The 13,474-nt window shown below is 61.1% G+C and carries 10 protein-coding genes; 2 read left to right on the top strand and 8 right to left on the bottom strand.

The window, feature by feature from the left end:
- Positions 1 to 134: 134 nt before the first annotated feature.
- Complete coding sequence (locus tag V5279_RS28220) at positions 135 to 1,925, bottom strand: caspase family protein (RefSeq protein WP_338701410.1); 1,791 nt, start codon at positions 1,923 to 1,925, stop codon at positions 135 to 137.
- Positions 1,926 to 1,992: 67 nt separating this feature from the next.
- On the opposite strand from V5279_RS28220, the gene V5279_RS28215 reads away from it, so the two are divergent.
- Entirely contained in the window at positions 1,993 to 2,910 is a 918-nt protein-coding gene (locus tag V5279_RS28215; protein ID WP_338690153.1) for an isoprenylcysteine carboxylmethyltransferase family protein, read from the top strand.
- A 93-nt stretch (positions 2,911 to 3,003) separates the two neighbouring features.
- Here the strand turns inward: V5279_RS28215 and V5279_RS28210 are convergent, their stop codons facing one another.
- Genes V5279_RS28210 through V5279_RS28200 form a run of 3 tightly spaced genes read right to left on the bottom strand, consistent with a single transcriptional unit; the run spans position 3,004 to position 5,305 of the window.
- Positions 3,004 to 3,477, bottom strand: coding sequence for a hypothetical protein (locus V5279_RS28210; protein ID WP_338690151.1), 474 nt, complete (start codon positions 3,475 to 3,477; stop codon positions 3,004 to 3,006).
- Positions 3,471 to 4,385: a hypothetical protein gene (locus V5279_RS28205; protein ID WP_338690149.1), complete on the bottom strand. Its 915-nt coding sequence runs from the start codon at positions 4,383 to 4,385 to the stop codon at positions 3,471 to 3,473. Before V5279_RS28205 ends, V5279_RS28210 begins: the two co-directional genes overlap by 7 nt.
- A gap of 41 nt (positions 4,386 to 4,426) precedes the next feature.
- Positions 4,427 to 5,305 carry a hypothetical protein gene (locus tag V5279_RS28200; protein WP_338690147.1) on the bottom strand — a complete coding sequence of 293 codons (879 nt, stop codon included), beginning with the start codon at positions 5,303 to 5,305 and terminating at the stop codon, positions 4,427 to 4,429.
- A 128-nt stretch (positions 5,306 to 5,433) separates the two neighbouring features.
- Between V5279_RS28200 and V5279_RS28195 the strand changes: the two genes are divergently transcribed.
- A complete protein-coding gene (locus V5279_RS28195; RefSeq protein WP_166297563.1) occupies positions 5,434 to 6,063 on the top strand; it encodes a hypothetical protein in 630 nt (209 codons plus the stop codon).
- Positions 6,064 to 6,148: 85 nt separating this feature from the next.
- Here V5279_RS28195 and V5279_RS28190 read toward each other — a convergent pair whose 3' ends face one another.
- From V5279_RS28190 to tssF, 4 genes are all read right to left on the bottom strand, one after another.
- On the bottom strand, positions 6,149 to 7,735 hold the full coding sequence (locus V5279_RS28190; protein WP_338690144.1) for a class I SAM-dependent methyltransferase: 1,587 nt from the start codon (positions 7,733 to 7,735) through the stop codon (positions 6,149 to 6,151).
- 5 nt (positions 7,736 to 7,740) lie between these two features.
- Positions 7,741 to 10,377: a type VI secretion system ATPase TssH gene (gene tssH / locus V5279_RS28185; RefSeq protein ID WP_338690142.1), complete on the bottom strand. Its 2,637-nt coding sequence runs from the start codon at positions 10,375 to 10,377 to the stop codon at positions 7,741 to 7,743.
- A gap of 100 nt (positions 10,378 to 10,477) precedes the next feature.
- The gene (tssG, locus tag V5279_RS28180; RefSeq protein WP_338701408.1) at positions 10,478 to 11,542 is read right to left on the bottom strand and encodes a type VI secretion system baseplate subunit TssG; all 1,065 of its coding nucleotides are present in this window, start codon (positions 11,540 to 11,542) and stop codon (positions 10,478 to 10,480) included.
- Positions 11,506 to 13,473 carry a type VI secretion system baseplate subunit TssF gene (gene tssF, locus V5279_RS28175; RefSeq protein WP_338690139.1) on the bottom strand — a complete coding sequence of 656 codons (1,968 nt, stop codon included), beginning with the start codon at positions 13,471 to 13,473 and terminating at the stop codon, positions 11,506 to 11,508. Before tssF ends, tssG begins: the two co-directional genes overlap by 37 nt.
- Position 13,474: the final 1 nt, after the last annotated feature.

The following is a 13,474-nucleotide window of genomic DNA, read 5'->3' as shown; positions in this document are numbered from 1 at the left end:
GTCCAACAGTTCCGGCGCTGCCACTAGGGCAGGCGCCTTCAGTAGGATGTACCGTCAGGTTAAATCTCGACGCACGCGGGACCGGTGCTATCGACCGCCGGATGAACGTGCGACCAATTGCGATAACAGACCCGTCAGGGAAAGAAGAAAGGCATGAAAGGCATTCCGCCGTCGCCCCTTCTGCCTGCGTTGGCCTCGGCCTTCGGCCTTGCGGGTCTTGCCAGAACCTCCGCCTCGCGATCCCCGCTCCTGCGCTCGAGCTTGGCGGACGGGGCATGACGTGCCTTGCGCCTCTCGCATTCGTCGTCGTCATTGAGGAAGTAACCTGCGGCACAGGTAATCTTGACACAGCGATCGCCGTCTCGCCTAAGGCCGGATCCGCAAATCGAGGGACAAACTCGCGCCGTTTTGAGCTTGATCGCGTCAAGCGCATCGGCGTTGGCGACTTTTGCGTCGAACTTGGTGCCGGCGTTTCGGTTGAACAGCTCGAGCGAGCGCCGCGATTCCGTGTCCCATTCCCCGCTGGGCGATCCTGTGAAGCAACCAACCCGGCGCAATTCGGTCTGTAGCAATTTGGCAACCGCGGCTGGTGCTGTTGGCTGCACGGTCGCCTGCGGACTGGGCAGCGCGGCCACCTTGGGACCCGCATTTGCGCTCGGCTCTCGCGGTTGGTCTGGCGCGGAGGGAGCTGCCGGCGCGGTGCTCTTAGCGGCGGTCGCGGCGCTCTCAGCCGCGGGACGCTTCTGTTCAGCCTGAGCCGCTTGTTGTTGCGCGACTTCCTTGGCTGCCTCAGCCGCCGCCCGAGCTTCCTGTGCTGCTTTCAGGTCCGAGGCCGCCTTGGCGAGTTGCGTCTGTTGAGCGCCCTGGTTGATGAGCCGGGCCTGTTCCTGCTCCGCCTGACGCGCTTTTTCGGCCGCAGCGGCACGCTTCTCCTCCGCATCAACCTTGGCAAGCTGAAGCTTTGCCAGATTTGCGTAGTAACTGTCAGGATACTGGGCGATGAAAAAGTTCAATGCATCCTTGTTGCCGACCTGCAGCGCGAGTTCGTAGTCATACCGCATTTCGGACCGCGGCGTTGGCGCTGGGGCGGCTTCCCGGGCAACTTCCTTGGCAGTTTGCTTGGCAGTTTCCTTGGCAACTTCCTTGGCTGGCACCAGCGGCACATCGTCGCCGCCAAGGGTGCCGTAGACGTACGGCTCCTGCCGATTACCTGTTGCTTTCATCACGTCGTCGCGGACGAAACCGAACACCCTGCGCAAATCCAGGCCGGGAGTTCCGATATACTTCACCAGTGCGGATGCATACGGACTGTTCTTGCTGTTGCCGTCCGACGCCGTCGAGCCAGCCTTGGCGGCAAAGGCCACGAGCGTATTCGATGTCGGGGGCTCAATGCGGGCAAGGCCGCGGCTGATCGCGCGCGAGCCAACCGTTCGCTTCATTTTGTCGGAGAAAGGATTGTTGCGGCAAGCGTCGAGAATCACAAGCCGCAGTTGCCTTGCCGGTTCAACGGCCAGCAGGACCCGATCGAGCGAAAACGCCTCGTCATAGACGTCCGTATCGCGCTCGAGGGTGGCATCGACCGGGATCAGATAGTTCGTACCTTCGATCTCGATGCCATGACCAGCATAATAGACGACAGCAACATCCGCGTCGCGCGACTGGTCGGCAAAATCGCGCAGCGCACGTCGCATCTCGGCCGCCTGAAGATCCAGGCGGGTTTGAACCACGTCAAAACCTGCATTCTTCAGTGTCGCCTCGACAATCTGGGCGTCGTTGACTGGGTTCGAGAGGGGCGCCGCGTTCTTGTATGAAGAATTGCCAATAACGAGGGCGACACGGCTCGCAGCCGATGCCGGCTGACAAAACAGCAGCACGATAAGAAAGAGGCAAATTTGTCGCAGTTCTACAAAGCAGCGTGCACGCATGGCGATGCTACTGTTCAAATGAATGTCTTCTACATGTGTGCCGTCACGACCGAAACGGTTCAATCGCATGTCGATGATCCGCAAGGCAATCTGCGGAAAGTGGAACCGGGGCGGCAAGATGGCGCGCCCTGGCCGGCCGATTGACCTTCCCGGAGGCGTGGCTTTTAGTAACCGCGATTTTCGAACGGGCGAGATCAGTGCTGTGACTGACGTAAAGCTCAGCCAGACGGACCCCGCGACAGCCAGCAACGGGAACGCCAGTTTTGGCGTCAATCCCAGGCTGGACTGGACCGCGAGAACCGCAGTGATCATCATCTACGGCGGGTCTGCTGTTGTCGGCGCCGCTGGCATCCCGCACCTGCTCCCGTTGGACAGTTTTCCCAAGCTGCTGATGGTCGCTGCCCACATGGCAAACGTGCTTTTTCTCAGCCTGGTGGCAGTGACGACCATGACCCGCCTGGTCCCCATCATGAAGTCGAAGGGTATTGAGACGCGGATATCAGCCTTGTTGGGCACTTTCCTAAGCATCGCGCTCGCGCTCCTTCCAAAGGCGGAGCTCGGTCCAATCTGGTCGATCCTGTCCACGGCACTGATCCTGGTGGCGACCTCACTGTGTATTGTGGTCCTTCGCTGGTTGGGCAAATCCTTCAGCATTCTGGCCGAGGCAAGACGCCTTGTGACGAACGGGCCTTACCGAATCGTCCGGCATCCCCTCTACCTTTGTGAGATGGTTGCCCTCATCGGCGTGACACTCCAGGTGCTTTCACCGCTCGCCGCGCTCATCGCGATTGTGATTGTGACGATTCAATGCCGGCGCATGATCAACGAAGAGCGGATTCTCCGGCTGGCGTTCCCCGAATATGACGCCTACGCTGCGAGAACGCCCTTCCTGATCCCGGCAAGACTGATCCCCACATGCATGGGGCGATTGGCTCGTCACGCGGGCCGGAAGCTGTCGACCAAGGCCGTCGATCCGCAAGCCTGACGCCGCGCTGCGCGGCGATCCCGATGTCACCTGTAGAGGCTGGGACGACTGAGGGAATCGTCTCGGCAGACCGCGGATACCAGCGAGGGCCAGTTACGGTTTGGCGGCAACGTACCCGTAATAATTCATAACAAAGTCCCCAAGGGCGAGGGGCTTCAGAGCGCCTCCTTTGCCCGGATGCGGTATCGCGTAATCTCCTTTGCCCCATGTGAAGATCGTTGTCGTCACGTTTCCGTTCGACACTTGTATCCTGTCACGCAAGACGACCCAGTGCCTCGTCAACACGGAGCCTTCATCAGATTGGTCGTCAAACTCGATCATGTTGGCGCTTATGAAAAGGCATACGCGATATCCGCCGGCGAGCAGGGCGTTGGCTTCGTTGACGCTGTCGATGCCCTTGCTGAATTTCAGATTGGTTTCCTCGCGCACGTCCCGGTATCCCGCCTTGCGGAACCATTGCTCCATTTCGCTCGGCAGCGTGATCCCCGCGACATCGCTTATTCTGCCGGTGTCGTCAAAATCGAGGAACCAATTTTCGGAGTCGCGGATGGAGGCGCATGTCAGCAATCGACGTGGTCCAGCGAGTAGGGCGGCGTGTAGTTCTTCACGTCCTTTCCCGGCTTGATCAGCAGGCGGCCGAGGCTCGCTTGCCCCTTTTGATACAGGTCGATGGCGAACCGCGCATACTGCCCCGGCTTGTCGGACGCGTAGCTGAACATCAGCGCGGAGGGGCCACACATGCTTGCCTGATCCTGATCGATGAGGCTCGGCTTCGCAATGCGCCTGAGAATCCCGATCCCGACGCGGTGCGGGTCGAGCTTCGGAAAGAATGTGGTCCTCGTGTTCTTGAGGAAATCACAGACCATCTCCGCGGCGAGCTTCTTTTGATCCGAATTGAGGTCGTACGGTCCAACTCCGAGCCACTTCTTCTTTTCGTCGCCGACGAAGAGCGTGATGAGCTTTTTCGAAGTCGGAGAGAGCGTTCTGGAGGTGCTCGCAATGGTGGTCAGGTCGTCCAGCTCGAATGAAGTGACGGTGCCGTCCGCGACGGTCGCCCTGATGATATCGACCACTTCCGCGTAATCCAGCTTGGAATCGTCGAGCAAGCCCTTGCGAAGCGCGGCATCGACGGATGGCGTAGAAATCGCATCCCATTGACCCTTTGGAGGGGAAGGCTTGGCGGCCGCCTTTGTCGCGAGGTCAACGAGCCGGCTGAACGTTGGCCCGCCAGGCCGAATATAGCCGTCGGGCGTGCCCGGGAAGTTTTTCTGCTGGAAATACAGAATCGAGCTGTAGAGGCTGTCGCTGGCGTGACCGGTCACGACAATTTGCGGTTTGAGCGTGGTCTCGGCGCCTCCGTCGGAAATGGCGATCTTGTTAAGCAGCGAAATGACCAGCTCCTGGTCTTGCTTCCAGTTCTGGCAGCTGCGACCCGTCGCGGCAAACCGACCGACTTTGTCTTTCAATTGCGGCATGACTGATCACCAGCAATGTGGTCGTCATCAGTGGCGGAACGTCAGCGCTCGCCTCTCGGCTTGGAGCCCAGCAGATCGTGCGTCCCACTGACGCTCAACGTTCCCGAGCATTCGAATCCGCCGAAAATTCCGCAGGACCCGGTGACCGTAACGCGAAAGTTCTTTCGTTGAAATATGTCGAGCGAAACGCCAAATCGCGAAAAATCGTTGGCGCTGTTCGGCAGGATCAGGTCGATGTGATCGATCGCCCAACGCGGCAGGTGAGGGTTGCTCTTCCAGAACAGTTCATTGACGGCGTGGTGCCCGAAATTCGGTCCGACCGTGAGGGCGCCGTCTGCGCCCTCGAACACGAAGCCCGTCTCGTCGATGTGAACGTTGACCCGGTCGGGTGCTACTGCGAAATGCAGCGACGTGATGTCTTGCGGCTGCGGGTCCTTGCCGAATTGCGCACTATAGTCGTCGCTCCATTGCCCTCGGCCGCGCCCAAGCCCGAAGCCGTGCCGGCCCGGAAGGTCTCGCGTCGAGAGCGGCCGGTCGGATAGCCTTGGGCGCCAGATCTCCCGAAATCCGGTGCCGATTGTGGCCGCCATCGACAGATCGAGGGCCCAATGCGACGGTTTCTCCGGGCTTTTCCCTTCGGCGAAGGCGTCGAATCCGTCCGACGTCTTGGCAATCCGCAGCACCTTGATCAGGTCTTCCCAGTCCTTCGGCAGAAACGTGACGCCGTCGAGTGTGCTCGTCGCGGCCGCCACGCCGTACTTCTCCAATTGACGTCGGATATAGGCCTTTTCGTCATAGAGACGGACATTGGGATTCGGCCCCGCGAAATATTTCGACAGATCGATCTGTGGCCGAAGCATGGTTAGCCGCGCGGCGATCTTCCGGTAGGTGTCGGTTGTGGTCGGGTCGGTGGTCGTCACGGGGCCGCCTCAGAGTCAAAGCCAGTCTCCGATTGGTCTGGTCCGGACGGGGCCGGGTTCAACTGAACCTCCCAACCGGAAAGGCCGACCACCATTCGTGGAGCAAGGTAAAGAGCAAGGACGATCTGATGTCACTTCGGAGCAGGGTGCTAGACGTGCTCAACGGCCCGGCGGTCGCGCGCATGCGCTTCCGGTTTCCGATCCGTGGCAGCCACGTGACGATTGCACCGCAAACGTTCCATCATGTCGCACGCGCGATCCGGTTGGGACAGGTCAGCGTCGGAGTTCCGACGGACCTCGCGGCGGGTGTTGCGGCACAATATAACGATGTCGCGCGAACACGAGCGGATGGTACCGTCGTCGCGGCGAATACGCTGGAGGTCGTGTCGGCGACGGGGCGGATGGACGAAGCCTATATCGTCCATGAGGCCTTGCATGCGGCCTACGATCTGCTGCGCACCGGCCTTGACGCCAATGCGGAGGAGGCGTCCGCCTATGTCTGCACTGCGCTTTATTGCCGCATGACAGGCCTACCGCGACCCCGCTGGGCGAACGGCCCGATCTACGCCAATGCCGCAGAGGTCGCCCGAACGCTGCTGTCGCAATATCAGAAGGGTGATCCCGGCATTCCCTGGGTCGGCGAACATGAATGGCGGATGCTGCGCGCCGGTGTGGGCCTTAATTCGGTCTATGCCAGCGGACCTGGCGGCATTCTCACCGGATGGCTGCTCGGCCAGCAATACACCCACGACGGTTGACGGGAGCGGGCTGCGTCCGCTCCACAAACTGGCGGACCGACTCGCTGCCGCCAGTTCCTTACCGAGGTCGACGCCGTTGAAGGCGTCAGGCCACCAGCAAACCCAGCTTTCCAACCGTCGCCAGCGAACGGTCAACGCTGTCTCGGGTCGAGAGCAGGAGCGGCTCGGCGGGCTGCCCGGCATCATCCAGTTGTTTGACCTGGATGGTTGGTCCGAAGCGTTCAGTCATTTCGGCTGCAATTTGCCCGATCGTCCGAGAGCCGTCGAGCAACTGCAGGAACTGGCGCGTCCTGTCGTCCTCCAACTGTACGGTCTGGTGGAGCAGATTGGTGACCAGCGGGCCGGTCTGCGCCTGTCTGCGGGCGAGCAGGCTCGCCTGCGGGCGTTCAGTGGCTTCCTTCACGAGAAAGGGTGGTGATTTCAGAAAGGAGATCTCTCCGCTGCATGCCAGGATGTACAGCGCTTCCGTCAATATCCGTTGGTCATCGCCTGTTTGCCGGCCCTCGAGCAGCGTCCGGGCGCCATCGAGCAGTTCAGTGAACGAGAGTGCGCGCGGCCAGGCCCGGCCGAGACAAAGATGCGCAGCCTTCAGGAGCGGCTTGGTCACCGTGATTCGGCTGCCGTCCTGAGTCTCAAATTCCATCTCGGACTCGTCGGTCAGGCAGACGTCGGGGCGACGTGAGCTGGTGGCGCTCAGCAGATAGAACCGGGTGATGAAGTCGAGATCGACCTGGCGGTCAAGGGAGATGCCATCGTGGCAGAGCAACGTACGCCGAAACCCGTTGCCGTCGATGAAGTCCTGATACTGATCGCGCGCCATGAACTCGCTTTCGGGAAAGCGCTGCAGCGTGGCGCGGACATCTTCGGTGTAACCGGCAAGATAGCGTCGCGAGAAATCGGAGTCGCTCAGATATTGCAGCCCGTGCCGGCCAGCGTCTTCGACGACTTCGTGCAACAGGAAGGCCGTCGCGCCCTGATCGAGATCGTCGTGAAAAAGCAATTCGTCCGGAGCCTTGAGGACGCGGTTGCACTGATCGCGCATGACTGCACCGTGCACCGAGTTGGACTTCGAGCCGTCGCTGAGAAATTTCACGATGGCACGAGCTTGTCCCACTTTTTCCTTCATCCCGGTGATGTGCCTTGTGTGGTAACGCATCATGTCGCGGACCATGTCGCGGAGATGCGAGAACGGGTGCGCGTTATAGCTGACGTAGCAGAGCCCTTGGGGTGCCAGGTTCTGCTTGAAGATGCTCATCATCTTCTCGCGCACGTTCGGGGGTACCCATGAATACACGCCATGCGCGATGATGTAGTCGAACTGTCCGAAGGCGGCGTCGACATCCATGATATCGCAATGCAGGAGCTTGATGTTACTCAAGCCCAATGCGGCGATATTTCGCTGGCCGCGTTCGACGGTAGCGCCGCTCAGGTCGATACCGATGAACTCGCTGTCTGGATATTGAAAGGCCATCGGCAACAAGTTGCCGCCACCGCCGCAGCCGAGCTCGAGAACGCGGCAGCGCTCGACCGGAGCCGGCTGCATGCCATAGACCGTTGCGATTGCCGCCAGATGGTTCGGGTGAGTGTGTCCGTAGACGTGCCCTGGATAATACACCTCATCGTATGCCGTGGTACCGGTGGTCGGCTGGCGGTGCTCGGTCTGGATGTTCATCGCAGTCAGTTCCACGAATATGCAAACTTGTCGTTCACGATCGAGACGCGCGTCTGCTTAACTTCCTCCTTGGCGAGAGACTTGCTGAGGAATTCACGCGACAGTTCGGGCAGCAGCGTGTTGGTGATGATGTTATCGATCATCCGCCCGCCGGAGTCCGGATCGTTGCAACGGGATACGATGTGCTCGACGACTGCATCGTCGTAGCCGAAGGCAGCCTTGTGATTATCGCGCAAGCGCTGTCCGATCCGGTCGAGCTGCAATCTGACGATGCCGGCAAGCATCTCGTCCGAAAGTGGGAAGTAGGGGATCGAAACAATGCGCCCAAGCAACGCGGCAGGGAACACCTTCAGCAATTCGGGCCGCAGCAGCCTGGCGAGTTCTTCCGGCTCGTTGCGATACTTTGGATCGCGCGCCAGGCCCATGATGAGATCAGTGCCGACGTTTGTGGTCAGAATGATCAACGTGTTCTTGAAGTCGATTCGCCGACCGTTACCGTCCTCCATGACCCCCTTATCGAACACCTGGAAGAAAATCTCATGGACGTCGGGATGGGCCTTCTCCACCTCGTCGAGCAGGATAACGCTGTAAGGCTTGCGCCGGACCGCTTCGGTGAGCCGACCGCCTTCACCATAGCCGACATAACCCGGAGGTGCTCCCTTCAAGGTCGAGACCGTATGCGCCTCCTGGAACTCCGACATGTTGATCGTGATCATGTTCTGCTCGCCGCCATAAAGGGTTTCGGCAAGCGCAAGGGCAGTTTCTGTCTTGCCCACCCCAGACGGTCCGGCCAGCATGAAAACGCCAATCGGCTTGGACGGGTTGTCCAACTTGGCGCGGCTGGTCTCGATTCTCTTGGCAATCATCGTCAGTCCATGGGACTGGCCAACCACGCGGCGATTGAGGATTTCGGGCAGCTTCAGGACGGTCTCGATTTCGTCACGCATCATTCTGCCGGTCGGGATACCAGTCCAGTCGGACACGACAGAGGCCACCGACTGTTGGTCCACATGGGCATAGATCATCCGCTTTTCCGGATTGATGCCCTCCAGGGTCTCAAACTTGCCGCGCAACTCCACGCGTTCCGCGGCCCGATCTTCGTCTCCGCTTCCGGAGAGGATTTCGCGGATGCTGCGGATGTCCTTGACGAGCTCCTGTTCCTTGGCCCAATCGGCCTCCAGGCCGGTCAGTTTGTCCTTCAGCGCCGCTATGTCGCCGTCGATTGCGGTAATGCGCTCGGCGTTCTCGTCCCCGAGATCGCCGTCGCTGACCAGCGCTGATCGTTCGGCCTCGCGAGCCGCTATGGCGACGCGAGCGTCCTCGATCAGGGCCGGTGTCGCGCTCTGGCTGATGGCTACCCGTGCCGAGGCAGTGTCCAGCAGGCTGACCGCCTTGTCCGGCAGCTGTCGAGATGGAATGTAGCGATGCGACAGGTTGACCGCGGTCACGATCGCGGCGTCCGAAATGCGAATGCCATGGTGCTTCTCCATCGGGCCGAGGAGGCCGCGCAGCATGATGCAGCAGGTCTCAACATCCGGCTCATCGACGTGGATCGGCTGGAAGCGTCGTGTGAGCGCGGGGTCCTTCTCGATGTACTGGCGATACTCTGCCCAGGTGGTGGCGGCGATCGTACGCAGCGTGCCGCGGGCGAGGGGAGGTTTAAGCAGATTGGCCGCGTCACCGGTGCCGGCCGCGCCACCAGCGCCGATCAGCGTGTGAGCTTCGTCGATGAACAGGATGATGGGGGTAGGGGAATTCTGTACCTCGTCGATCACCGAGCGCAGGCGCTGCTCGAACTCGCCCTTCATCGAGGCGCCGGCCTGCATCAGGCCGATGTCGAGCGCGCAGAGCCTGACGTTGCGCAGTGGCGGCGGCACTTCGCCAGCGGCAATGCGCTGCGCAAATCCCTCGACCACGGCGGTCTTGCCGACGCCAGCTTCGCCGGTGAGAATTGGATTGTTTTGCCGCCGGCGCATCAACACGTCGATCAATTGGCGGATCTCGTCGTCTCGACCGAGGATCGGGTCCATCTGGCCCGACTTGGCCTTGGCGGTGAGATCCTGGGAGAACCGGTCGAGCGGTGTTGTTCCTTTGGGACCTGCCCGGTCCGCGCCGTCAGTGCCGGCACCGGCCAATCCGGAGCCGTCCATCGGACGCATGGTCTCTTCCTCGGAGCCTGCCCAGACAGCGCGGTGCTCCGCAGCCAATGCGTCTACGTTTATCTTGGCGAATTCCTGCGAGATGTTGTTGAGCGCACGACGGATCTCATTCGATTTCAGTCCGGCGACCAGGAGATGGCCGGTGCGGATCTGAGTCTCGCCGAAGAACAGCGTGGCGTAGTGCCAGCCACGGTCGAGAATATCGATGACCGAATTGGCGACCCCGGGCATGTCGGTTTCGTTCTTGCGGAAGCCGTTGATGACGCCTGCGAGGTCCGACAGCAGCCGCGCGCGGTCGAGCTTGTAGTGATCCACCGCGAGGCTGAGGTCCGTCCTTTCCTGCTGCAGGATGTGAAACAGCCAGTGTGCGAGCTCGATGTTGCGGTTGCTCGCGCTTTTGGCGTGGCGCAGGGCTTGTATGAAGGCATCGTAGCCAGCGCGGTTCAGTTTTCCAGTCACGGCCTCAAGGCTGATGTCGGTCACGGTGGGGCCTCCTGCTCAATTCCCCCGGGGCGATGTCCGGCTCATCGTGGAAACTGGCGCGAATTCCATGATGTTAGGACAATCGGACCGGTGCATTGGTTCAAATCGGCGGGGCGTCTGCCGCGGCGCTTCGCCGGGCTCTCAGACGCTCGGCAAGGTGAAAGCGAGCATCGCGGCGATATTCCTCGGTCGAGGCCCAGTTCGGTGAAACCCAGCTGGTCCACCCAAGGCGTCCGCTCTGTCCCAGCTTCATCGGCACGACCGCTCCCGCCGGAATGGCGAGTTCCACCTCCCACTCGAGTTCGTCGCCGATATAGAAGTAGACGGCGTCAGCCAGCGGCTCGGACAGGTTAGGCACTTCGGTGGGCAGGAACTGCTCGTATTGAGCAAAATCCTTCACGAAAACGCGAACCCTGATCTTGTCTTCGACACTGAACACCCGCGAGCCCAGAAGCGCGTCGTGGCCGAGCTTGGCGTGCGCCGCGCCGAGGCGGCTGCAATGGCTCGGATCGAACGGGAGCCAGGTGCCAACAAATTCGTCGATCTCGACCCTGACATCGAACAGCCCCTGCAGCAGCCGGGCCAGTCGTGACGCGGATTTCGCCCTGGGTGAGACCAGTCCAGCGAAGCTGAGCTTCGCCATGTCCGGTACCGTGTCTCGATTGGCAAAGATATCAGAGCCGAGGCCGGCAAAGGAGCCGACATAGGCGATGAAGCGGTCATCCGATGGCCTGTCATGCTGCGCGATCGGCCGTGCGTCCGCCCAGGCACGAAAGAACAATTGCAGAAAGCGTCCATTGAGAAGGTCGAGAAAGCGCGGAAAAGCGTCGTCTCGCATCAACTGCCAGCCGAGGCTCTCATCGGTGGTGGCCAGCGGCAGTGCGCCCTGCGGTCCGAGCAGACCGAGGAATTTGACCAGGATTCTGAGCCTGCCATCGCGGTCGTCGACCGAGCTCAGATTGGAAGCGGGAAATTCCAGATAGGGGGTTTGACCGAGGTCAACAAATTCCTCGCGACGCGCGGCACTGTCGCCGATCCGGGGCCGATCCGGATTGGATCGCTCGAGCTGGCGGAGCGTCTGGAAGAAATCGAACCGCCAGGGCTCGGCCTTCATCTGGTCGATCAGCGTCACAGCGGCCTCCGGGTGCCCATGCGGGCCGGCCAGCGCATGATCTCCCCGCGTTCCGAAGTCGAGATGACGGTTTGGGTGAAGGTGTTGAAGCCCGAATAGTCGGCGAAGAAGCGTTCCAGTACAGCCCCGAGCAGGAACACGCCACTGCCTTCGAATGCCTTCTCGTCGAGCGTGACGGTGATCTCCAGGCCGCGCGCTGCGCCACTGCCAGTACGCTCACGCACCCGCCGCACCACGGGCCTGCTCTCGACGCTGCGCACGCCGCGAATCTTTCGTTCCGTAGCGTCGTCGAACTGGTCGGCGAACAATGACAGCATCTCCCGCAGCGCTCCGGCGTTCTTGCCGCCGCTGCGTTCCACGAGGCCGAGATAGTTCAGACTCAGCATGTTGATCAGGCGCCAACTGACAACGCCGCTATTGGCGATTTCGCTGCGACTGCGCAACTGCGCCACCACCGGCTCGCGTGGCCGGGTGGGACCGGCTATGCACATCAGCTCGAGCGAGGTGTCATCCAACAGGCGAAAGTCGGCTCCGCCCTGGCCGACCGGCAGATGTTCCGTGAGATGCCGGTTGGAGCACAACGCCCGGACGCTCAGCTCGGCGGCGGATCCGTCGCCGCTCAGGTCGCCGGGCTCGAGCAGCGAAAGGAACATGTCCGTCCCGGTGTAGTCGGAGGACGCGCCATAGGTCTTCTCTTCGACGGTGCGGCGCCGTGGTAGCCGACGAACGGTAAAATAAAGTCCCTCGACTGATCCGGCTGTCCGGTCGACGGCGGCGGAGTACAGCGGACGCACGTGCCGCTTGTCCTTTTCTGCCGGAAAGTGCGCGTAAACCTCCAGCACCTGGTGCGGCTCGTATTCGAGATAGCGGCTTCGGTCGGGCACCACGTGGTATTCGTGCGTATTCGATTTGACCGGGATGCGATCGCTGGTTTTCTCGAACAGGTTGATTGCCGGGGCGGTGTAGAGACTGAAAGTCTCCGCCCGGACAGAGGCGGCAAGCCGTGAGTTGTGCTCATCGAACGCGAAGACGATATCGATGGACTTGCTGCGCAACCGTGGCATCACGGCGCGAAGTCCCGTCAGATTGACGCCAAGGAATTTGCGCGGAAACACGAAATATTCCCGCAACAGCTCCGAGCCGCGAAAGACCCGGTTATCGTTCGGAAACAGGGATTCGTTCTCGCTGAAGCCGACTTGCTGCACACAGTCGTTCGGAGCCCGGATGACGACCGGATCGCCGAAATCGTCGAGATAACGAAAATACAGGCCGACGCAGTTCGAGGTCAATTGTTCGTAAAGTGCGATAGCGTCTGACTCGGCGCCGGTCAGATAGATGGGCAGTTCGCTGGCGCGGCAGCCGGCGAACCAGGTCTCCGGTTTGCTGCGAGCCTCCGCGTCCGCCGGCTCTTCGTCGAGCCGTGCGGCGGTACGGTGGGTCAAGGAGAGCCTGAGCCCAGCGATGACCTCTCCGCCAACTGGAATCCCGAGGGCCTGCAATGCGCCCGCGGTCGCAAAATATTCGGCGCCGGTGACGTCAAACGGCCAAAGCACGATATCGCGGCAAAGCCGGAATCGGCAGGCGAGGCTCCGTTCCCTTTCGCGATAGCTCGCATCGAAGTAGGCGCCCCGCGCGATTTTCCTGCCGTCGCGCAATGCCGGATCGGCATAGGTCGGCTGTGCCTTGACCAGCATGGCGGACGGAGTTGGCGCGAGGTAGTTCGGAACCAGCTGTTCGAGCAGGTTTGCCGTGAACTCCGGAAATTCGTGCTTGAGCTTGAGCTGAACGCGAGCAGCAAGGAACGCGGCGCCTTCGAGCAGGCCCGAAATCATTGGGTCTGAGCGATCGCGGATCAGGCCGCCGAGGCGCTCCGCGATGCCAGGATATTCCTCGGCAAAGTCTTCCGCATGCTCGTACAGCAGCGACAGTTCACGGTTGTAGAAGTCGAGGAACTCGCGATTCATG

The organism is Bradyrhizobium sp. 26S5, from assembly GCF_036923295.1.
GTDB classification, from domain to species: Bacteria; Pseudomonadota; Alphaproteobacteria; order Rhizobiales; family Xanthobacteraceae; genus Bradyrhizobium; species Bradyrhizobium septentrionale.
The sequence above is the reverse complement of the archived record's forward strand: the minus strand, read 5'-3'. Positions and strand labels throughout refer to the sequence as shown.

Excerpts from the sequence above, each read along its gene's own strand:
- V5279_RS28215 (WP_338690153.1), top strand. The coding sequence starts at position 1,993 with ATGTCGATGATCCGCAAGGCAATCTGCGGAAAGTGGAACCGGGGCGGC.
- V5279_RS28220 (WP_338701410.1), bottom strand. The coding sequence starts at position 1,925 with ATGCGTGCACGCTGCTTTGTAGAACTGCGACAAATTTGCCTCTTTCTT.
- V5279_RS28190 (WP_338690144.1), bottom strand. The coding sequence starts at position 7,735 with ATGAACATCCAGACCGAGCACCGCCAGCCGACCACCGGTACCACGGCA.
- tssF (WP_338690139.1), bottom strand. The coding sequence starts at position 13,473 with ATGAATCGCGAGTTCCTCGACTTCTACAACCGTGAACTGTCGCTGCTG.
- V5279_RS28195 (WP_166297563.1), top strand. The coding sequence starts at position 5,434 with ATGTCACTTCGGAGCAGGGTGCTAGACGTGCTCAACGGCCCGGCGGTC.
- V5279_RS28205 (WP_338690149.1), bottom strand. The coding sequence starts at position 4,385 with ATGCCGCAATTGAAAGACAAAGTCGGTCGGTTTGCCGCGACGGGTCGC.